Source organism: uncultured Polaribacter sp. (genome assembly GCF_947497695.1).
GTDB lineage: Bacteria > Bacteroidota > Bacteroidia > Flavobacteriales > Flavobacteriaceae > Polaribacter.
Genome location: NZ_CANMHM010000008.1, coordinates 79,642 through 101,406 on the forward strand (window position 1 = coordinate 79,642; position 21,765 = coordinate 101,406).

Here is a 21,765-nt window from a genome sequence, read left to right on the forward strand (position 1 = left end):
TTGTAATTTTGCATTTATATGGAAAAATTGAAACAACGTTGGGGTATAGATAACAACTGGTCTATTATTGCAATATTAATTGTATTTGCAATTAATGGTTCTTTTGCAACTTGGATTGCTAAACCCATTACTAGTTTTATAGGAATCTCTAAAGAAACTACAAACCTATGGATATATTGGCCATTAAGAATTTTATTAATTTTTCCAATTTATCAAACTACGCTTCCTATTGTAGGTTGGGTATTTGGTCAGTTTAAATTCTTTTGGGACTTTGAAAAAAAGTTTTTAAGTAGGCTTGGTCTTGGTTTTTTGTTTAACAAACAAGATTAGATTTCAATAATTTCTTCTTGTTTTTCCTTTTTTATAATATAAGTATAAATCCACATTATTGTAAAAGTTGGTAGCACATCAGATACTGCAAAAGCCTCTTCAATAAAACTAATTATAGCAGCTAATTTTCCTTCTTTACCCTTGTACATTTTTGTCATAAAATAAGCAGATAATGGAGCCCAAACTGCATCAAAAAAAGGAATAGGAATAAGTCCAACAGCATCTAGAATAATACTTAAACCTAATTTTTTATATTTGTTTTTCATATTTAATTTTTATTGTTTGAATTAAAATTATTGCCAAATAGTATGTATTCAAAAGTGAAAACTATAAGTTTGTTAAAAGTAAATGTTTTAAGTGAATTTTAATGATTTCATACATAAAATTGACCAACTAAAAATAGTTGAGTTAGGTGGTTTAAAGGCTCAATTTAAATTAGCACCTAAAATGCGTGTTAAATATAATTTAACTAAGATAAAAGCAAACAATCCCAAAAAAGCAGCAGTATTAGCATTGTTTTATCCTAATGATAAAAATGAAACCTGTTTTTTATTAACACAAAGAGCTAGTTATAAAGGTGTTCACTCAGCACAAATAAGTTTTCCTGGAGGTAAAAAAGATCAAATAGATTTAAATCTTCAAAAAACAGCATTAAGAGAAACTTTTGAAGAAGTGGGTGTTCCAGAAAAATCTATAAGAATACTAAGAGAATTAACAGAAGTATTTATTGAACCAAGTAACTTTTTAGTAACTCCTTTTTTAGGAATTGTAAACAAACGTCCTAATTTTATCTTGAATTATGAAGTAGACAAAATTATTGACGTTCTATTAAGCGATTTGATAAATGATAAAAGTATTACAACTGTAAAGGTAAATACTTCCTATATGAATAACGTTGAAGTACCTTGCTTTAAATTTGAGGATTATATTGTTTGGGGTGCAACAGCAATGATGCTTTCTGAAATTAAAGAACTCTTAGAGTAGTAACTTAATATTTGTTTTTGTAGATTTGTTATCAATTTATAAAAATAATTAAAATGCCTTTATTTAAAAGGAATATATTTGGTCAATTTCTATTTCTTAAGAAATTGGTTATTATACTTTTTGGACTAGTGTCTCACAGAAGATATCGTAAATTTAATAGCTTACAAATAGAGGGTTCAGATATTTTAAGAAATTTACCAGATAGAAATGTATTATTTATTTCTAATCATCAAACTTATTTTGCAGATGTAGCAGCAATGTTTCATGTTTTTAATGCTTCTTTAAAAGGAAGAAATGACTCTATTAAAAATGTTAGTTACATATTAAATCCTAAAGTAAATATTTATTTTGTTGCAGCAGGAGAAACAATGCGTTCTGGTATTTTACCAAAAATAATGGCTTATGGAGGTTCTGTTTCTATTGATAGAACATGGAGAAGTGCTGGTAAAGATGTAAACAGACAAGTTAAAAATTCTGATATTTCTAATATTGGAAAAGCTATAAAAGATGGTTGGGTAATTACTTTTCCACAAGGAACAACAACACCTTTTAGACCAATTAGAAGAGGTACAGCTCATATTATAAAAACTATAAAACCTATTGTAGTACCTATAGTAATTGATGGCTTTAGGCGTTCTTTTGATAAAAAAGGATTGAATATAAAGAAAAGAAATGTGTTACAATCTATGGTTATTAAAGAGCCATTAGAGATAGATTATAACAATGAAAGCATTGCAGATATTGTTACCAAGATTGAATTTGCGATAGAGCAACATCCGTCATTTTTAAAAGTCTTATCAGTTAAAGAATTAGCAGCTCTTACTAAAGAAGAAGAAGAGCTAAATAAGAAAAGAGAATTCTGGAGTTCTTAATCTTGATAAAATATAAAAGTATACAAGATAAAATCCCTCACAAATATGTGAGGGATTTTGTTTTATTAGCAATAAATATGTAACTAATTATTTGTTTGTATTTTCTTTAAATACATCAAATCTATTAGATGTTTTCTTTGGCCAGTTATTATTTGAAGTATCTACATCTGCAGTTTCAAAGTCTGGATCTATCACAATACTTTTAATTTCTTGTGAAGAAGCAAATACTCTTTTTACAGAAGTATCATCTTTCATCCAAATTTGAGCAGGAAAAGTTTGTCTGTCTGTACTTCCATCAGCATACGTTAATTCAACAATAATTGGCATTACTAAACCACCAGGTTTTTCAAACTCTACAGCATATATATAAGAAGGTACTTCTTTACCATCTGCAAAAGCATCCATAGCTTTAGGGTTTGCATCCTCTTTTTTATCAGTAATGTATACTAAATCTCCTAAGTTATCAAAATATTGTTTGTATTGCTGTTTTAGTTTGGTAACTCTTTCACTTGGTTTGTCTGTTAAATATAATGGCTTAACTTCTTTAATACCAATATCTGTAACATCTGTTGTATAAAACCAACCTCTCCAAAACCAATCTAAATCCATTGCAGATGCATCTTCCATAGATCTAAAAAAATCAGCAGGAGTAGGATGTTTAAACATCCACCTTTGAGAGTAGGTTCTAAAAGCATGGTCAAATAATTCTGGTCCCATAATGGTTTTTCTTAGCATATATAAACCAGCAGCTGGTTTTGTATATGCATTAGGACCAAACTGTTTTACATAATCTCCTTGAGACATAATAGGAGATATGTTACTTTGGTCTCCACTCATATATTTTGTAATTTCTTTTGCTGGGTTTGTTGCAAATAATACTGGGTCATAGACTAATTCTGCTAAAATTTGTACAAAAGAGTTTAAGCCTTCATCCATCCAAGTCCATTGTCTTTCATCAGAATTTACAATCATCGGGAAAAAGTTATGTCCAATTTCATGGATAATAACACCTAACATTCCCTTTTTAACTCTATCAGAATATGTTCCATCTGCATTTGGACGTCCATAATTGAAACAAATCATAGGGTATTCCATTCCTTGTCTTTCAGAATGCACAGAAATTGCTTTTGGATACGGATAATCAAACGTTAGTTTAGAGTATTCTACTAGTGTTGTTGCAACGGCTCTTGTAGAATGTTCTTCCCATAAAGGATTTCCTTCTTTAGGATACAACGAAACAGCCATAACATTTTTACCATTTATGTTGGTAGCCATTGCATCCCAAATGTATTTTCTTGAGGATGCAAATGCAAAATCACGTACTTTTTGTGCCTTAAATTTCCATGTTTTTGTGTTCTTAGCTCTTCCTTTTTCAGCTTCTTCTGCTTCTGCTTGTGTAACAATCATTACAGGATTGTCAAACGTATTTCTTGCTTTTTTCCAACGGTTACGTTGTTCTTTAGATAAAACATCCTTTTCATTTTGTAAAACTCCAGTAGCATCTACAATATGATCTGCAGGGACTGTAATATTTACTTCATAATCTCCAAATTCTAAAGCCCATTCTGATCTGCCCCAGAATTGCATGTTTTGCCAGCCTTCTACATTATTATACACAGCCAATCTTGGAAAAAACTGAGCAATGGTGTAATTGTTATTTCCATCAGCAAAAGTTTCTAAACCAGATCTACCACCATCTTTATTGATGTCGTTTATTTTGTAATTCCATTGAATGCTAAATTTAAAAGTATCTCCAGAAGCCAATGGCTTTGGTAAATTAATACGCATCATTGTAATATTTATAAAATGAGATAAAGGTTTACCATCACTTTCTACTTTTTCTATATTAAAACCAAATCCATTACTTTTTTTCATGTAAGTTTCTTTGAACTTTTCTGTAGTAATAAATGGCATTGCACCTTCTGATTTTGATAGCGGAGTTTTAGAATCATCTGATCTCATGTTTTGGTCTAACTGCACCCATAAATATTCTAACTGATCTTTAGAATTATTATGATATGTAATTTTTTCATTTCCATAAATTGTGTTAGTGCTTTCCTCTAAACGAATATCCATTATATAATCAACCTTTTGTTGCTTGTATTGATGCCCTGGAGCTCCAGAAGCTGTGTGTTGATCATTTGGTGTTGCCAAAACATCTTTAAGTTGTCTAAATTTGTTTTGATCAGTGTGTCCTTGTTGTGTTTTATTTTCTTCTTTTTTTTCTTGTGCAAAAGAGCCTGCTACAACAAATAATAAAGAGAATAGGAATAAAAAGTGTTTTTTCATTTTTTTAAATTTGGGTTTAGTTGATGATTAAATTATTAATACTTAATTTAAAAGGTTTTTATAGATTAAAATTTTAGCAAACCTTTAGTATTAGATGTTTCTAACAGAACGCTTTTGTTTTTTTTACCCACTTTAGCTTTTATTAAGTTTTTTTGTTCTGAAAAGTAATTTGTTAAAATTTTATTTTCAATTTCTATGGTTTGTACTTCTCTTATATTTTCAATTTCTAAATAAAAATACACCAAATCGCCTTCATATTCTTTGCCTATATAGTTAAATTCTCTGAGAGTTTTATCAATATTTATCTGCAAGTTTTTGTTTAAGTATTCTATAAAATACACATCGTTATTTTTTAATTCTTTTTTTGTGTGCAATCTTAAATCAATATTATAGTCTTTATTTAGGGCAGTTTCTATATCATTCATAAAAACATTAATAATTATTTGTACTACTTGTTTTTCGCTTCTAAATTCAATTTGAGTGAGACTTAAATAATATTTGTGAGTATAGAAGGAGAGTAGTGGTATTAAAAATAAAAGGAAAAATATTTTTTTAATATTCATATTGATGTAAAAAATTAATAGGAAGCCAAATTACTCTTTTTTGATGATTTTTAAATATGTAACACTCTCTTTTTCAAAGATTTTTATAAGTTCTAAAATTTTATTTTCTTTATGTAGGTTTTCGATTCCTAAAGGGTTGCAATATTCTAAAAAATGAAAATAATTTTCTATTGGAATTTTTAATTCTTCAAAGAAAAATTTAGTACCTAATTCAAACAATAATTTTTCAGGAAACGCTTTTTTGCGAGCTAATTTTCTGCGTAAAATACCTTCTTTATCTTTAAAAGTTACTTTGAATTTTGTTCCAATTCCTTCATAAAAATTAGGAACAGTATTTACAATTGGTGGTTTCGCTTTAATGTTTTCGTCAATTCTAGGGTCTATTTCTTTAAAATTGATTTCAGAAAAATCTAGTGTGTTTTTTAATAGAGAATCCCTTAATTTGGTTGGTATTTTTTTAACGTCAACGTCCAATTTACCTGATAAATTATGTCTTTTTAAATTGAATTCATCTAAAATTATTGTGTTAAATTTTAGTTTTATAGTTAAAAATTTAGATTTTATATTTTGTTTAGTGATTTTAATTTTTTTTGTAATGTGCTGTACAGAAGTTATCTGCAAATAATCTCCTATAGCTACAAAAGTGGCAAAAGTACCATCATCAAAAGAAAAAGTACCTTGTTTTGTTTTTAGGTTGATGATATTCGCATTTTTAACAATACCTAAAGAATCTATAATTCTCCCTGAAATAAATATTTTATTTTCTTGTGAGGTTGATTTAAAGGCTATAAATAGTAAGAAATAGAAAAATAGTTTTTGCATCAATACAAAGAAAGTAGTAATGTTTCTTAAAATTGTATTAACGGACTTATAAACTTGTGTTAAACTAAAAAAAGCATCACTTTATTAAGAGTGATGCTTTTTTAAGGTTTATGTAATTTTTTATTTTCTAAATTATGAGTTTAATTCGTAAATTCATGATAAGAAAACTATAAATTAAAAGTATGATTCTAACTTAATGTGTAGTACAAAAGTCCTATTTTTAAAATATGAAAAAAATGATTCTTGCAAGCACATCAACCATTTATGGAGGTACTTATTTATCTTATTTATTACCAAGATTAAAAGTCCATTTTAAAGGAGTGAAGCAGTTGCTTTTTATTCCTTATGCAAGGCCAAGTGGCATTTCTTATGAAGCATATTCATCAATTGTAAAAACAACTTTTTCTACGATCAATATTGATGTAAAAGGAATCCATGAATTCGAAAATCCTAAAAAAGCCATAGAAAATGCGGAAGCTATTTTTACAGGTGGAGGTAATACCTTTGAATTGGTAAATCAACTATATAAAAACGATGTTTTATCAACCTTAAAAGAAGTAATAGAAGCAGGGACTCCTTATTTGGGCACAAGTGCAGGAAGTAATATTTGTGGTGTTAATATGATGAATACTAATGATATGCCAATTGTATATCCACCAAGTTTTACAACTTTAGGATGTATTCCTTTTAATATTAACGCTCATTATATAGATTCAGTTAAAAGCTCTAAACACATGGGAGAAACAAGAGAAACGCGTATTAAAGAATTTCATGTTTTTAATAACATACCTGTTTTAGGTTTAAGAGAAGGAAGTTGGCTTTCTGTAAATGCTGATAAAATTATTTTAGAAGGACAATATACTGCAACATTATTTCAGCAAAATAAAGAAGCTATTGAGTTAGAAAGTGGAGTAGTGGTAGTTGTTTAAATTAGCTTCAAAATTTTAAATTTAGAATTAGCTTTAAGGTTAAAAAATTAATTTTGCTAAAAGCTAAAAGCTAAAAGCTAAAAGCTAAAAGCTAGTAAGTAACATAATCCACAATTTCTAGTCCATAACCAATCATACCAACACGTTTAGTTTGTTGAGAATTTGTAATAAGCTTTAATTTACGAATATTTAAATCGTGTAATATTTGAGCACCAATACCAAAGTCTTTGTTATCCATTTTAATTTCAGGAGCTTTCATGTTTCCATTTTTTTGGCTCTCTTTTAAAATAGACAATCTACTTAATAAGTTTTGAGATTGATTTTGTTGATTTACAAAAATGATTGCTCCTTTTTCTGCATCATTTATTGCTTTAAACATTTTTTCTAATTTTTGATCAGCATTATTTGTTAAAGTCCCTAATATATCATTGTTTACTAAAGTAGAATTTACTCTTGTTAAAATGGCATCATCTTTAGACCAAGACCCTTTTGTTAAAGCAATATGAACTTGACTATTGGTTGTTTGTTGATAAGCTCTTATTCTAAAATCGCCAAATCTGGTTTTGATATCAAAATCTTCTTTTCTTTCAATTAAAGAGTCATGTTCCATTCTATAAGCAACCAAATCTTCAATAGAAACAATTTTAATATCAAACTTTTTTGCAACTTCTAAAAGTTGAGGTAAACGTGCCATTGTTCCATCATCATTCATAATTTCAACAATAACACCTGCAGGTTGTAAACCTGCTAAACGAGCAAAATCAATGGATGCTTCTGTATGCCCAGTTCTTCTTAAAACACCACCTTCTTTTGCAATCAATGGAAAAATATGTCCAGGTCTGGCCAAATCAAAAGGTTTTGTATCTTTTTCTACTAAAGCTTTTATTGTTAAAGCTCTATCTGATGCAGAAATACCTGTTGTAACTCCTTTACCACGTAAATCTACAGAAACTGTAAAAGCAGTTTCCATAGGATCTGTATTGTTGTTTACCATTACATGTAAGCCCAATTCTTTACAACGATTTTCTGTTAAAGGAGCACAAATTAAGCCTCTACCATGAGTTGCCATAAAATTGATCATTTCTGGTGTAACCATTTCTGCAGCTGCTAAAAAATCGCCTTCATTTTCTCTATTTTCATCATCAACAACAATAATTACTTTACCATTTCTAATGTCTTCAATGGCATCAGAAATAGTATTTAATTGTGTGCTGTTTTTTGTGTTTTGAGCTGTCATAATGTTTGTGCTTCTTTTTTTAGAAATATTTTTTTAAAGAATGTTATAATTGGTTGCGTAATTGCACCTACATTAAAAATTCCTTTGTCTTTTGTGGCTCTTCTTGTTAGTAATATTCCAATAGGAACCATAATAATTGCTGCAATCCATGAGCCTAAAAAGGCGGATATAGAACTTTCTTCTGCCAAATTTTTACCAAAAGTATTGCTAAAAAAATAGGTAACATAAATAGCTATTGCAAGTATCATTGGCAAACCAAAACCACCTTTTCTAATGATAGAACCCAAAGGTGCTCCAATAAAAAAGAGAATTAAACAGGATAATGAAAAAGCAATTCTGTTATAATATTCTGTATCAAAAAAGTTAAGGTTTTTTCTTTTATATTTTATAGATGTTTTACTATTTTTTACAGAACTCAATATTCTTCCTGCTTTTGTTGAAGCAGAATTTAAAATGTTAATTTTATCATTTAAATCAAAATTTTCTAAAACATTTGGATTGATATTTTTTGCTTTTATAGAATCAGGATATTTATACAAATCCTTAGCCATTGCAGAAGCATAAATATTTTTAGATTTTAGACGTAAAGTTTCGTCATAGTTCTCTTTTAAATTAGGTATTGTATCTCCTAACTGATTTACACTTAACATCATATAGTTTTTCTTATAATCAGTCTTGTCTAAGTCATTATCTGATACAGAAGACATGTCAATATTAAATTCGTACTCTTTAAATGTGGCACTAGAGGCTGGCATTTTTTTTCTTTTCTGAGCGGTTGTACCTTTTTTTATATGTTCTTGGTAATAATAACCATCATATAAAATAAAAGTAATATAACGACTTCCTTCTTCAGAAACAATTTTTCCTCTTTCTGCTGTAATTACTTTTTGATTTCCTTTATTGCTAGATAAATCATAAATTAAAACGTTTTTTAATAAATTTTCTTCTTCGCCGTATTTTTCATCAAATTTAATTTGAAAACCAGGTAAATCGCTATTAAAACTGCCAGGTACTAATGCCATTGCAGGTTGTTTCTTTTTAATGTTATGATATAAGTTTTTTTGTTTTAAAACTGCATAAGGATAAATATTATTTAAAAACAAAAAATTAATTCCACTAAAAAGAATCGTTAAAAAAACCAAAGGCCTAACCAAACGTTGTAAAGAAACTCCTGCAGATTTTGCAGCGGCAAATTCGTAGTTTTCTCCTAAGTTACCTAATGCCATTATAGAAGATAAAAGTACTCCAATTGGCAAGGCTTGAGGTATTACCATTAAGGTTGTGTAATACAAAAATTTTAAGATAAAAGGTAAGCTAACCCCTTTACCAGCAATGTTTTCAAAGGCTTGCCATAGTATTTGCATTACCAGTACAAAAAGCACAATTAGAAACGTAGCTAAAAAAGGTACTAAAAACGTTTTTAGGATGTATTTGTCTAAAATTTTCATCTTCGCAAAAGTAGCTTCTTATGATGAAAGAAGCTACTAATTTTCTGTTAATTGGATTGTAACTAAATAAACATTAAAACGATTTACAATAATCATGAATCATTTTAAATTTAGTTTGTTTAATATTAGTCTATTGAGAATTTTAGTTTTTTATATTTTTCTACATCAAAAGTAAAGAAAGTGTCAGACAATGATGTGTTGCTTTTAAACTCTGTAATTGTAAAGGTGGTTTTAGAGCCATTAGAACCCGTTTGAATCAACTTGTAAATATGCTTCGTTTTAGCATCAATTGCAAGTTCTACTTTTACAATATCAGAATTACTATCTATAGGGTTTAAGGTAACTAATTGTATTTGTCTGCCGTTTAAGTTTTTTAAATTACCCATAGCAAAATTGTAACCTTCGTTATAAAAAGTTAATAATTTTGAAGGATAAATAAAACCATCATCTCCTCCCATATCTCCATCTGTAATAGTAACTTCTTTCTCGTCATTATTAATTACGTACAGTTTTTTTCCATCAAAAATAAATTGATTTCCTAAGTAATTTAAACTGTATTTTTCGCCTTGTAAAGTAATTTTACCTCTAATTGGTGGTTCATCTCCTTCATTAATTCCTGCTTCTTTGTTACTTAACGTTTGGCTAAAATTGATAGACATATTTTTATATGCACCCATTTTAGTTGAAACTTCATTTAAAAGTGATTTCGCTTTTTCTGAATTTTGTGAAAAAGTAATAGAAGTTACTAATAAACTTAAAAATAAGATTGCTATTTTTTTCATAATTATATTTTTTTTTCAATTATAATAAGACTCTATTGATTTTTTTCGTTTTCTAACAACTGATCTAATGCAATAAAATCTGGTATTAAAACTTGTCTTGCTTTACTACCTTCAAAACCACCAACAATACCAGCAGCTTCTAATTGGTCTATCAATCTACCAGCTCTATTATAACCTAATTTTAATTTACGTTGCAAAAGAGAGGCAGAACCTTGTTGTGCTGTTACTATAATTTCTGCGGCATCTCTAAATAATTTATCTCTGTCTGCAATATCTACATCAATACTTGTGCCACTTTCGTCATCTACATATTCAGGTAAAACATGTGCTTCTGCATAGGCTTTTTGAGAACCAATAAAATCGGTAATTTTTTCAACTTCTGGGGTATCTACAAAGGCACATTGTATTCTATTTAAATTATTACCTGCTGTGTATAATAAATCTCCTCGTCCTATTAGTTGATCAGCACCTCCAGCATCTAAAATAGTTCTAGAATCTATTTTAGAGGTAACTCTAAACGCAATTCTTGCAGGAAAATTTGCCTTTATAATACCAGTAATTACATTTACAGAAGGTCTTTGTGTAGCTACAATTAAATGAATACCAATAGCTCTGGCAAGTTGTGCTAAACGTGCAATTGGTGTTTCTACTTCTTTACCAGCAGTCATAATTAAATCGGCAAATTCATCAATAACCAAAACAATGTATGGTAAAAATTGATGTCCATCATTAGGGTTTAATTTCCGTTTTTTAAATTTAGAGTTATATTCTTTTATATTACGAACCATCGCATTTTTTAATAGATCATAACGATTGTCCATTTCTATACAAAGCGAATTTAATGTTTGTACAACTTTGGTGGTATCTGTAATAATAGCCTCTTCTTCTCCTGGTAATTTTGCTAAATAATGACGCTCTATTTTGTTGAATAAGGTTAATTCTACTTTCTTTGGATCTACTAAAATAAATTTTACTTCTGCAGGGTGTTTCTTATATAAAAGTGATGTTAAAACAGCATTTAAACCAACCGATTTTCCTTGTCCTGTTGCACCTGCCATTAATAAGTGAGGCATTTTAGCCAAATCTACCACAAAGGTTTCGTTAGAAATTGTTTTACCCAAAGCAATAGGCAATTCCATTGTAGATTCTTGAAACTTCTTAGAAGAAATAACAGAGTGCATAGAAACAATGGTCGATTTTTTATTGGGCACCTCAATACCAATCGTTCCTTTTCCAGGAATTGGTGCGATAATTCTAATTCCTAATGCAGATAAAGAGAGTGCAATATCGTCTTCTAAGTTTTTAATTTTAGAAATTCTAATTCCTGCTTCTGGTACAATTTCATATAAGGTAATTGTTGGTCCTACAGTTGCCTTAATTTCTGCAATACCAATTTTGTAGTTTTTTAAAGTTTCTACAATTCTATCTTTATTAGCCTCTAATTCTTCTGGATCAATAGAAATTGACTCATTGTACTGTTTTAAAAGATTAAACGTTGGGAATTTAAAATTACCCAATTCTAAAGTAGGATCAAATTCGCCAAAATCTTTGACCAATTGATTGGACAAGTTTTCTGTAGAATGTTCTTCATCTCTTGCTACAGCAACATCAATTTCTACTTCCATTTCAACTTCTTCCTGAATTTCTTTTTCTTCTTCTACTGGTATTTCAGTTTTTAAAACAGGGTCAGTTACTTTTTCAACTTTTAAAGTAATTTCTTCTTTTGTTGTTGATACATCAGAATGTTTAGAAATGGTTGGTTGTAAGTTTTCTAAAGAAAGTTCTACGGCAGATTTTACTTTTTTCTCAGTTTTTAAAGAAATATCATTATTGTCGATATTTTCTTTTACTAAAACTTCATCAGTTTGATTGGTTAAACTTTCATCTGAAATATCAATATTGTCATTATTTTTTTGATCTAATTCTTGTTGAGCTTTTCTTTCTTCTCTTTTTCTTTTTAAAGCTTCTAAATACTTATCAAAAGTTACTTTGTAACGTAAAACGATATAAGTGATAAAAAAGAAACCTAAAATAATTGCCAAGCCAGTTTTACCAATAAAGGTTTGTAGATATTCATTAATTTCAAAGCCGATAGTGCCAGACAATAAAGCAAAGTTGCTATGCAGAAAACCTAAGGCAACAGAAAGCCATAACATGGCTACTAAACCCCAGTTCCAAGCAATAATGGTAGTAGCTAATTTTCTTTTTAAAAAAACAGCTCTACCTGTTAAAAATATATGATAAACAATAATAAAGGCACTAATACCAAACCCTGCATAAATAAAAAAGTGACTTAAACTTGCACCAATTTTACCTAACAAGTTGTTGCTTTTAACAGCTTTATCTGTTAATTTGCTCAGTGTACTTTGGTCTTCTTGCCAATTAAAGAAAAACGACATAAAAGCGATACAAAGAAAAGTAGCCAATAGAATTAAGAAAGATCCTAAAATTGTTTGTGCTTGTCTTGTTTTTAAATAGGCAAAAATACTCGGTTTACTTTCCGAAGTTTTTATTGTTTTTTTTGTGCTTTTTTTACTTAGAGCCATTAATGGTTTTGATCTGTTTAAGTAGTAAATATAAGTATTTACTTAAAATAATAAAGCAATTTTAGGCAGGTATATAAAACCTGCAATAATTAAAGAAATAACAGCGGCAAAACTTGGTGCTCCTGCAGCAATATCTTTAATTAATCCTATTTTTTTATGATAGTTTGGATGAATAAAATCGGCAATTTCTTCTATTGCTGTATTGGCAGCCTCTGCAACTAATACCAAGCCAATTGCTAAAAACTGAATCATCCATTCTACATTAGAAATATCAAAATAAAAACCTAAAAGAATAGCGATTAAAGCAAAAAATAGTTGTGCTTTAATACTATCTTCAGTGGTCATTAGAATCCACATTCCTTTAAATGCGAATTTTAAACTACGAATTCTCCCTCTTATAAAACCATCTTTAGGGTTTTTCATAGATTACAATGCGTTTAAAGCATTTGTATAATTAGGTTCATCTACAATTTCTGAAACTTGTTCTGTATATGCTACATTTCCATTTTCATCAACAATAACAATTGCTCTAGAGTGTAAATTTGCCAAAGGTCCATCTGCAATATCTAACTGATATGATTTACCAAAGTTTCCATCAGCAAAATCAGACAACATTACTACATTTTCAATGCCTTCTGCACCACAAAAACGAGCTTGAGCAAAAGGTAAATCTTTAGAGATACATAAAACAACTGTATTTTCTAAACCAGAGGCTTTTTTATTGAATTCTCTAACAGAAGTTGCACAAGTTCCTGTGTCTACACTAGGAAAAATATTTAAAATTACTTTTTTACCAGCGAAGTCTGATAAACTTTTATGAGATAAATCTACAGCAGTTAATTTAAAATCAGGTGCTTTTGTTTCTGTTTTTGGTAAATTACCAATCGTATTAATTGCGTTTCCTTTTAATGTGATATTTGCCATTTTGATATGTTTTTTAGTTTATCAAAAGTAACTATTTTTATTCAAAAACTTTATTAGAAAATGGATAAGTTCATTATAAAGTTGTTGTACATTAATACTTATCTTCGCAGTCTTAAAAAATGAAAACTTAACTATTGAACCTTTCTCAATATACATCAGAATTTAAATACAATTGGAAATTGGCAGCACCTGTAATGTTGGGTATGTTAGGACACACATTTGTAAGTTTTATAGACAATATTATGGTGGGGCAAATAGGTACTGCAGAATTAGCGGCAGTTTCTTTAGGTAACAGTTTTATGTTTATTGCCATGTCTATTGGTATTGGTTTTTCTACTGCAATTACACCTTTAATTGCTGAAGCAGATTCATCTGATAATTTAAAACAAGCAAGAGGTGCTTACAAAAGTGGTCTATTTTTATGTACAACATTAGGAATTGTGTTGTTTTTAGCAATTTATTTTTTAAAGCCTATTATGTACTTGATGAAACAACCCAAAGAGGTTGTTGAATTGGCAATTCCGTATTTAGATTTGGTTGCTTTTTCTTTAATTCCGTTGGTTATTTTTCAGGCAATAAAACAATTTAGTGACGGAATGTCTATGACAAAATATCCAATGTATGCTACATTATTAGCTAACATTATCAATATAATTTTAAACTATCTTTTAATTTTTGGAAAATTTGGATTTCCAGAAATGGGCATTGTTGGTGCAGCTTATGGTACTTTAGCATCACGAATTATTATGGTTGTTTACTTATGGTTATTGTTACGTTATAAAAAACGATCTGCCAGAATTGTGAAAGACATAAAATTCTTTGTTTTAGACACTTTAATGATTAAAAGAATTATCAATTTAGGGGCTTTAAGTGCCATGCAAATGTTTTTTGAAGTCGCCATTTTTACAGCAGCTATTTGGTTGAGTGGTTTGTTGGGTAAAAATCCTCAAGCAGCAAATCAAATTGCACTAAACTTATCTTCTATGACATTTATGGTTGCAATGGGATTAAGTGTTGCTTCTATGATTAGAGTAGGGAATCAAAAGGGATTACGGAATTATAAAGAGTTGCGTAGAATTACTTTTTCTATCTTTTTATTAGGCATTTTTCTGGCAACTTTCTTTGCACTTTTGTTCTTTGTTTTTCATAAAAGTTTGCCTACTATTTATTTAGATTTAAAGGATGTTACTAATTATGCAGATAATATAGAGGTACTTTCTATTGCATCAAATTTATTATTAGCAGCCGCTTTTTTTCAAATATCAGATAGTATACAAGTTGTAGTTTTAGGTGCTTTACGTGGTTTACAAGATGTTAAAATACCAACTTTGCTTACTTTTATTTCTTATTGGCTCATTGGTTTTCCGGTTTCTTATTATTTAGGAAAAGATGAAATGTATGGAAGTTTTGGAATCTGGTTAGGCTTATTAGCAGGATTAACAACTGCTTCCATTTTATTATTTATCCGTTTTAATTTATTAACTTTAAAATTGATAAAAGAGAAAGAAAATACTAGCCACGAAATCACGAATTAAAAAACTAAATTAACGTGTATCACTAATATTACAAGGGGTTTAAACCCCTTGGTTAAAAATAAAATAAAATGACATTACCAAAATTTTTATTAGCAGACAATAGTAATTTTCCTGAAGATATTTTTGTTTTACATACAGAATTCCCTCGTTTTTTAATCAATTTAAAAGATGATGAAATTGAATGGTTTGAGGATTTAACAGGAGAAAGTGAAGAAGATATTGCCACAGAATTAGCCGATTTAATGGACAAAGCTGGTGCTTTTTATGATGAAGAAATGAAAGGGTTTGAGTAAAGTTCGGGAACTTATTTTAAAAACTTTTTGCTTGTTTATTACTGGAGTTTTTTAACTCATATTTAATGATACAAAAAACCTCAAGTACATACTTGAGATTTTTTGTCTTAAAAAAGAATATTTCTATTTTACGTCCATCAATTCTACATCAAAAATTAAAGTAGCATCTGGTGGAATTACTCCTCCTGCACCAGCAGATCCATAAGCTAAGTTAGATGGTATTACAAAACGAGCTTTGTCTCCCACTTTTAATAACTGAATTCCTTCATCCCAACCAGAAATTACTTGACCAACACCTACATTAAAATCGATTGGTTGTTTTCTTTTGTAAGAAGAGTCAAACACAGTACCATCTAATAGTTGACCTTTATAGTGTACAGAAACTCCAGCACCTTTTGTTGCTTGTTTTCCAGTTCCTTTTTGTAAGATTTGGTAACGCAAACCACTTGCAGTTTCATCATAACCAGCAGCAACTTTGTCTAACATTTCTTTTTGAGCTGCTTTTGCTTCTGCTTCTCTTTGTTCTCTTGCTCCTTCAAATGTTCTAAAAGCTTCTACAGCATTAAAGGCTTCTGCTTCTGCACCCACTTTTATAATTTCTAAAGTTGTTAATTCATCACCTTGTGTAATTGCATCTACAATATTTTGACCTTCTACAACAGTACCAAAAACAGTATGTTTACCATCTAACCATGGAGTAGGAACGTGGGTAATATAAAATTGAGAACCATTTGTTGCAGGGCCAGAATTAGCCATTGCTAATTTACCTGGTGCATCATGTTTTAAATCTGGGTGGAATTCATCATCAAATTTATAACCAGGGTTTCCTGTTCCTGTTCCTTGAGGGCAACCACCTTGAATCATAAAATCTGGAATCACTCTGTGGAATTTTAATCCATCATAATAAGGAGTTCCTTGATCTTTTACAGCGTTTTCTAAATTTCCTTCTGCCAAAGCAACAAAGTTACCAACAGTTCCAGGTGTTTTTTCGTGTTCTAATTGTACTAAAATATCACCTTTTGAAGTAGTGAATTTTGCGTAGATTCCGTTATTCATTTTTTAATATTTATTTTTTTAAGTTTAATATAGATAAGCTATAGGTTAATCCTACGTTTATGTTGGTTGAATTTACATTTCCAAATACAGACTTTATTTGTCCACCAGAAATATTAAAATTAAGATTGTCGTTAACATGATAATTAATACCTGCTGTAGGTCTTAATAATAGTCCTTCTCCTGAATCTACACCACCACCTCCAGCAACACCAGCAGCAGCCTCAGCAAATAAAGAAAAGTATCCTTGTGCAAATCTGTTTGATTTTACACCGAGTCCAAAAATTCCATGTGCATATCCACCAGCACCTCCATCATAAGCAAATGAAGTTTCTGCTGCGACATAAAAACGACGGTTTATATCATAATTTATTTTTAATGCTATTTGTTGTAAATCAGGATCTTTAGCTCTATCTAAAATAGCAACTTTAAAGTAGGTTTGATTTTGAACACCAATTGAAATACCTTGTGTTTTTATATATTTTGCTTTTTCGCCTGAATTTGGATCTGTATGTCCTCCGTTTAACCCCAAATATTTAAAACCAACTCCAGCAGTCAAAGCTTCAAAAGTTGCTCCAATAGATCTATGGTATCCTCCATGTAAACTCAATCCAAAATGTTCACTAAATTTAATATCTAAACCTGCACTAGGATACATTGTTAGTCCGTTTTCTGGAAAAATTCTTCCTCCAGCAGCGCCAATTCCCATTTTTGCATAAAGGTTTACATATTCAGTTTCAATAAAATTATTTCCAATACCTACAAAAACATCCATAAAGCCAGATCTTAAACCTTTATACATGGTGTCAACATGAGCGTACAAAAAAGTATTCCTATCTACATAGCGTTGGTATTCAAAACCAATAAGTTGTAATGTTTGGGTAATTGGTGTTGTATTATTAAAGTTTCCTAAACCATCATTTCTTGTTTCACCTCTAGGGAAGAAAAAATCGAATTTAATAAGTTGTACAGTTTTTGATGCTGGTTTCTCCCAAAAGACGTCATCAGTCTCTATTACTTCGTATTTTTTATTTGAATTTGCATAAGAAGCAGCTTTTATAGAAGTTGGTATTTCAACAAAAAAAGAAAAATTATCGCCTCCTTGTATTCCATTGGTAAAATCTACCATTCCATATTGAGCACCAAAAGCAAAATGTTTTGTGCTATATTTAAGACCTGCACTAGGATATACAATTGCACCTCCATTTACTAAACTTCTAAAACCACCACCACCACCAAAATGAATGTTTGCATCAAAAAACAGGTTTTTATAAATAGGGAGTTTTACACCTAAATTTACACCTAAAGTGAACAAGCCTCCTTGATCTCCAATACTAGCTCCATGAAATCCAGCACCAGTATATAGCCAATCATTCAAAGAGATATTATAGTTAAAACCTAGTAAACCCATTTTTGGTTTTAAGGTATAAGTTGATGTGCATTCTGGGGGATTGTAACAGTATGTAATGTCTGGTTGATTTATAAAAATATGATTTAAGCGAATATTATTATTCAGTGAAAAGGTTTTTAAATTGTCTAAATTCAATTCTTGTGAAAATGAATTTATAGAAGCTATAAGAGTAAAAATTAACGCATACTTTTTCATAAGGTTTAGTTTTTAAATTCACTTGTAAAATGTAATTTTACAGTAGGGTATTTACTTTGTGTCATTTGTATGGTAAAGTCAGAATCTGCTAAAAACACCAATTGCCCTTGTTTGTCTTTTGCTAAATAACGTTGTTTTACACGTTTAAATTCTTTAAATTCATCATTTTTAATGTCTTCTGGTTCTACCCAACATGCTTTGTGAACTCCTAAGTTTTCATAAGAACATTTTGCACCATATTCATGTTCTAATCTGTATTGAATTACTTCATACTGCAAAGCACCTACTGTACCAATAACTTTTCTACCATTTATATCTAGTGTAAACAATTGTGCAACACCTTCATCCATTAATTGGTCTAAACCTTTGTATAATTGTTTAGATTTCATTGGATCTGCATTGTTCACATACCTAAAATGTTCTGGAGAAAAACTCGGAATTCCTTTAAAATTCAATTGTTCTCCTTCAGTTAAGGTATCTCCAATTTTAAAATTTCCAGTATCGTGAATTCCTACAATATCGCCAGGAAAAGACTCATCTACAATTTCTTTCTTTTCTGCAAAAAAAGCATTCGGACTCGAAAACTTTACTTTTTTACCATTTCTAACATGTAAATAAGGTGCATTTCTTTTAAAAGTACCTGAAACTATTTTTATAAAAGCCAATCTGTCTCTGTGTTTAGGATCCATGTTTGCATGAATTTTAAACACAAAACCAGTCAGTTTTGTTTCTTTAGAATCTACCAAACGTTCCTCAGCTTTTTTTGGTTGAGGAGAAGGAGCAATTTCTATAAAGGCATCCAATAACTCTTTAACACCAAAATTATTTAAGGCAGAACCAAAAAATACAGGTTGTAATTTTCCTTCTAAATATTTTTGATGATTAAAATCTGGATATACTTCACTAATCAACTCAATTTCTTCACGTAAAGTTTCAGCTGCTTTTTCGCCAACAATTTTTTCTAATTCTGGGTTTGATAAATCGTCAAATTCAACACCTTCAGAAATGGAGGTTTTATTATCCCCAGAAAAAAGATTTAATTTCTTTTCCCAAATATTATAGATTCCTTTAAAATCATAACCCATTCCTATTGGGAAACTCATTGGAGTAACAGTTAAACCTAGTTTTTGCTCCACTTCATCTAATAAATCAAAGGCATCTTTACCTTCTCTATCCAACTTGTTGATGAAAACCAACATTGGTATACTTCTCATTCTACAAACTTCAACAAGCTTTTCTGTTTGTGGTTCTACACCTTTTGCAACATCAATAACCACAATAACACTATCTACAGCAGTTAAAGTTCTAAAAGTATCCTCAGCAAAATCTTTATGGCCAGGTGTATCTAAAATATTTATTTTTTTATCTTGATAGATGAATGCCAAAACAGAAGTAGCTACAGAAATTCCACGCTGACGCTCAATTTCCATAAAATCGGAAGTAGCTCCTTTTTTTATCTTATTGTTTTTTACAGCGCCTGCTTCTTGTATTGCTCCACCAAAAAGTAACAGTTTTTCTGTGAGTGTTGTTTTACCAGCATCTGGATGTGATATAATACCAAAGGTTCTTCTACGTGCTATTTCTTTTAAAAAACTCATCTACAAATTTTGAGCTGCAAATATAGGGTTTATTCTATAATTTTTATAGTGATTTATAAGGGATAAAAAGAAAAAAAAGACACGGATTTCACAGATTTACAAGGATCTTTTCTGTAAAAAAAAATGTTTTATTTTTATCTGTGAAAATCTGTGAAATCTGTGTCAAAAATAACTTTATGTATCTCTGTGTAATAAGCATCAATCTAAAACCTCAATCGTCATTCTAATATCTTCAACAGGCCATTCATCAACCCCAACTTTTACTTTAGATATTTTATCTAGCGTTTGAAAACCAGAAAGAACCTCTCCAAAAACTGTATGTTCGTTGTTTAAGTGATGTGCTCCTTTTCTACTATGCACCATATAAAACTCAAAAGGACTCGATAATTTATCAGGATTTTCTTTCCACAGTCTTGCAGCAGCCAATGCACCATATTTGTGTTTTCTATTGTTTTTAAATTCTGGTTTTAACAAGTAATTGCCATACAATCTCCTTTGTTTTCTAGTATAGCTTTCATCAGAATTACCACCTTGAATTACAAAGTTTTTGGCAACTCTATAAATTTCTGTTGTGTTAAAGTATTTTATTTTAGTTAAAAATATAAAATTAGCTCTGTGGATAGGTACATCATCATAAAGCAGCAATTTAATATTCCCAAATTTTGTTTTAATAATTACTTTATTTTCCTTATTTTCTTTACCATATTCAGTAAAAAAAGCTTCAACATTATGTTTGTTTAAGCTGTCCCAACGTTTTGTAACTTTTTTTTTGAGTATTTTTTTTATGGAATCTTTTTTTTTGGGTATTAAAATATTTTTTTGTTTATTTTTTGTTGATGTACCTTCTTTACATTGATAAAATAGGATCAATGAGGTTGATAAAAAAAGTATCCTGAAAATTGTCATGAAAAAAATTAGATTTAATAAGTTACAAATATATAGTATCAGAATAAAAATATAGAAAAGTGTACCAGTTTTGTAATTATTTTATGATTTATTACTCTTTGATTTTCTTATTTTTGCAATTATGAAAGAACAAGTTGTATTAGTGGATGAAAATGACAATCCTATAGGATTGATGGAGAAAATTGAAGCACATGAAAAAGCCCTTTTACACAGAGCTTTTTCTGTTTTTATTTTTAATAAAAAAGGAGAGCTAATGTTGCAACAAAGAGCAGCAAGTAAATATCATTCGCCTTTATTATGGACCAATACCTGCTGTTCTCATCAAAGAGATGGAGAAACAAATTTAGAAGCTGGTAAAAGAAGATTAGAGGAAGAGATGGGTTTTGTTACCGAAATAAAAGAAGTTTTTTCGTTTATTTACAAAGCTCCTTTTGACAATGGTTTAACAGAGCATGAACTAGACCATGTAATGATTGGGTTTTATGAAGATGCTCCAAACATCAATAAAGAAGAAGTAGAAAATTTTAAATGGATGACTTTGATTGATGTAAAAAACGACATTGAAAAGCAGCCAGAAATTTACACAGAATGGTTTAAAATTATTTTTGATAAATCTTTTGAAAAATTAAAAAATGCCTAAAGTAAAAGTTTACAGAAGAGCTCATTTTAATGCAGCACACAGGTTATTCAATCCAGATTGGACTGATGAAAAAAACTTTCAGGTTTTTGGGAAATGTAGCAACCCAAATTATCACGGACATAATTATGAAATGATTGTGGCTTTGTTTGGAGAAGTAGATCCTATTACTGGTTTTGTGTATGATTTAGGTTTGTTAAGAGAATTGATAAAAAAAGAAATTGAAGAACCTTTTGACCATAAAAACCTAAATGTTGAAGTTGCAGATTTTAAAAACTTAAATCCTACAGCAGAAAATATTTCAATTGTTATTTATAATAAATTAAGACCTCATATTCCTGTAGATTTAGATATTGAAGTAACTTTGTATGAAACGCGAAGAAATTTTGTGCGTTATTCTGGAGAATAAAA

The 21,765-nt window shown here is 29.6% G+C and carries 22 protein-coding genes; 8 read left to right on the forward strand and 14 right to left on the reverse strand.

Annotation, left to right across the window (positions count from 1 at the left end; genetic code table 11):
• Window positions 1–18 precede the first annotated feature (18 nt).
• A complete protein-coding gene (locus Q0731_RS09580; protein ID WP_299063226.1) occupies window positions 19–330 on the forward strand; it encodes a DUF6787 family protein in 312 nt (103 codons plus the stop codon).
• Here Q0731_RS09580 and Q0731_RS09585 read toward each other — a convergent pair.
• A complete protein-coding gene (locus Q0731_RS09585; protein ID WP_299063229.1) occupies window positions 327–596 on the reverse strand; it encodes a hypothetical protein in 270 nt (89 codons plus the stop codon). The two genes, Q0731_RS09580 and Q0731_RS09585, sit on opposite strands and share 4 nt — an antisense overlap.
• A 91-nt stretch (window positions 597–687) precedes the next feature.
• Here Q0731_RS09585 and Q0731_RS09590 point away from each other — a divergent pair, with 91 nt between their 5' ends.
• Window positions 688–1,314 carry a CoA pyrophosphatase gene (locus Q0731_RS09590; protein ID WP_299063232.1) on the forward strand — a complete coding sequence of 209 codons (627 nt, stop codon included), beginning with the start codon at window positions 688–690 and terminating at the stop codon, window positions 1,312–1,314.
• Window positions 1,315–1,367: 53 nt separating this feature from the next.
• Window positions 1,368–2,186 carry a lysophospholipid acyltransferase family protein gene (locus Q0731_RS09595; protein ID WP_299063235.1) on the forward strand — a complete coding sequence of 273 codons (819 nt, stop codon included), beginning with the start codon at window positions 1,368–1,370 and terminating at the stop codon, window positions 2,184–2,186.
• Between the two features lie 87 nt (window positions 2,187–2,273).
• Here Q0731_RS09595 and Q0731_RS09600 read toward each other — a convergent pair whose 3' ends face one another.
• The 3 genes from Q0731_RS09600 to Q0731_RS09610 form a co-directional block, all read right to left on the reverse strand.
• Window positions 2,274–4,475 (reverse strand): M1 family metallopeptidase, encoded by a 2,202-nt coding sequence (locus Q0731_RS09600; RefSeq protein WP_299063238.1) that lies wholly within the window; start codon window positions 4,473–4,475, stop codon window positions 2,274–2,276.
• 65 nt (window positions 4,476–4,540) lie between these two features.
• Window positions 4,541–5,038 (reverse strand): DUF6702 family protein, encoded by a 498-nt coding sequence (locus Q0731_RS09605; protein ID WP_299063241.1) that lies wholly within the window; start codon window positions 5,036–5,038, stop codon window positions 4,541–4,543.
• Between the two features lie 30 nt (window positions 5,039–5,068).
• Window positions 5,069–5,860 (reverse strand): hypothetical protein, encoded by a 792-nt coding sequence (locus tag Q0731_RS09610; RefSeq protein WP_299063244.1) that lies wholly within the window; start codon window positions 5,858–5,860, stop codon window positions 5,069–5,071.
• A 227-nt stretch (window positions 5,861–6,087) separates the two neighbouring features.
• Between Q0731_RS09610 and pepE the strand changes: the two genes are divergently transcribed.
• Window positions 6,088–6,789, forward strand: a complete 702-nt coding sequence (gene pepE / locus Q0731_RS09615) for a dipeptidase PepE (protein WP_299063247.1) — start codon at window positions 6,088–6,090, stop codon at window positions 6,787–6,789.
• Between the two features lie 91 nt (window positions 6,790–6,880).
• Here pepE and ribB read toward each other — a convergent pair whose 3' ends face one another.
• The 6 genes from ribB to tpx all read right to left on the reverse strand — a co-directional run bounded on the left by ribB (window position 6,881) and on the right by tpx (window position 13,726).
• Entirely contained in the window at window positions 6,881–8,026 is a 1,146-nt protein-coding gene (ribB, locus tag Q0731_RS09620) for a 3,4-dihydroxy-2-butanone-4-phosphate synthase (RefSeq protein WP_299063250.1), read from the reverse strand.
• Window positions 8,023–9,474, reverse strand: a complete 1,452-nt coding sequence (locus Q0731_RS09625) for an LptF/LptG family permease (protein WP_299063253.1) — start codon at window positions 9,472–9,474, stop codon at window positions 8,023–8,025. The genes ribB and Q0731_RS09625 overlap by 4 nt, the downstream gene beginning before the upstream one ends.
• 125 nt (window positions 9,475–9,599) lie before the next feature.
• Window positions 9,600–10,256 (reverse strand): outer membrane lipoprotein carrier protein LolA, encoded by a 657-nt coding sequence (locus Q0731_RS09630; protein ID WP_299063256.1) that lies wholly within the window; start codon window positions 10,254–10,256, stop codon window positions 9,600–9,602.
• A 32-nt stretch (window positions 10,257–10,288) separates the two neighbouring features.
• On the reverse strand, window positions 10,289–12,802 hold the full coding sequence (locus Q0731_RS09635) for a DNA translocase FtsK (protein WP_299063259.1): 2,514 nt from the start codon (window positions 12,800–12,802) through the stop codon (window positions 10,289–10,291).
• Window positions 12,803–12,844: 42 nt separating this feature from the next.
• A complete protein-coding gene (locus Q0731_RS09640) occupies window positions 12,845–13,225 on the reverse strand; it encodes a diacylglycerol kinase family protein (protein ID WP_299063263.1) in 381 nt (126 codons plus the stop codon).
• Between the two features lie 3 nt (window positions 13,226–13,228).
• Window positions 13,229–13,726, reverse strand: a complete 498-nt coding sequence (gene tpx, locus Q0731_RS09645) for a thiol peroxidase (RefSeq protein WP_299063267.1) — start codon at window positions 13,724–13,726, stop codon at window positions 13,229–13,231.
• 134 nt (window positions 13,727–13,860) lie between these two features.
• Between tpx and Q0731_RS09650 the strand changes: the two genes are divergently transcribed.
• Together Q0731_RS09650 and Q0731_RS09655 are read left to right on the forward strand one after the other, a co-directional pair.
• Window positions 13,861–15,261 carry an MATE family efflux transporter gene (locus Q0731_RS09650; protein WP_299063270.1) on the forward strand — a complete coding sequence of 467 codons (1,401 nt, stop codon included), beginning with the start codon at window positions 13,861–13,863 and terminating at the stop codon, window positions 15,259–15,261.
• 68 nt (window positions 15,262–15,329) lie between these two features.
• Window positions 15,330–15,554 (forward strand): hypothetical protein, encoded by a 225-nt coding sequence (locus Q0731_RS09655; protein ID WP_299063273.1) that lies wholly within the window; start codon window positions 15,330–15,332, stop codon window positions 15,552–15,554.
• Between the two features lie 123 nt (window positions 15,555–15,677).
• Here the strand turns inward: Q0731_RS09655 and Q0731_RS09660 are convergent, their stop codons facing one another.
• The 4 genes from Q0731_RS09660 to Q0731_RS09675 form a co-directional block, all read right to left on the reverse strand.
• Window positions 15,678–16,610 (reverse strand): peptidylprolyl isomerase, encoded by a 933-nt coding sequence (locus tag Q0731_RS09660; RefSeq protein WP_299063276.1) that lies wholly within the window; start codon window positions 16,608–16,610, stop codon window positions 15,678–15,680.
• 10 nt (window positions 16,611–16,620) lie between these two features.
• Window positions 16,621–18,213, reverse strand: a complete 1,593-nt coding sequence (locus tag Q0731_RS09665; protein WP_299063279.1) for a hypothetical protein — start codon at window positions 18,211–18,213, stop codon at window positions 16,621–16,623.
• 5 nt (window positions 18,214–18,218) lie between these two features.
• On the reverse strand, window positions 18,219–19,811 hold the full coding sequence (locus Q0731_RS09670; protein ID WP_299063284.1) for a peptide chain release factor 3: 1,593 nt from the start codon (window positions 19,809–19,811) through the stop codon (window positions 18,219–18,221).
• A 198-nt stretch (window positions 19,812–20,009) separates the two neighbouring features.
• Window positions 20,010–20,717 (reverse strand): peptidylprolyl isomerase, encoded by a 708-nt coding sequence (locus Q0731_RS09675; RefSeq protein ID WP_299063287.1) that lies wholly within the window; start codon window positions 20,715–20,717, stop codon window positions 20,010–20,012.
• A 121-nt stretch (window positions 20,718–20,838) separates the two neighbouring features.
• Here Q0731_RS09675 and idi point away from each other — a divergent pair, with 121 nt between their 5' ends.
• Together idi and Q0731_RS09685 are read left to right on the forward strand one after the other, a co-directional pair.
• Window positions 20,839–21,357, forward strand: coding sequence for an isopentenyl-diphosphate Delta-isomerase (idi, locus tag Q0731_RS09680; protein ID WP_299063289.1), 519 nt, complete (start codon window positions 20,839–20,841; stop codon window positions 21,355–21,357).
• Window positions 21,350–21,763: a 6-carboxytetrahydropterin synthase gene (locus Q0731_RS09685; protein ID WP_299063291.1), complete on the forward strand. Its 414-nt coding sequence runs from the start codon at window positions 21,350–21,352 to the stop codon at window positions 21,761–21,763. Before idi ends, Q0731_RS09685 begins: the two co-directional genes overlap by 8 nt.
• Window positions 21,764–21,765: the final 2 nt, after the last annotated feature.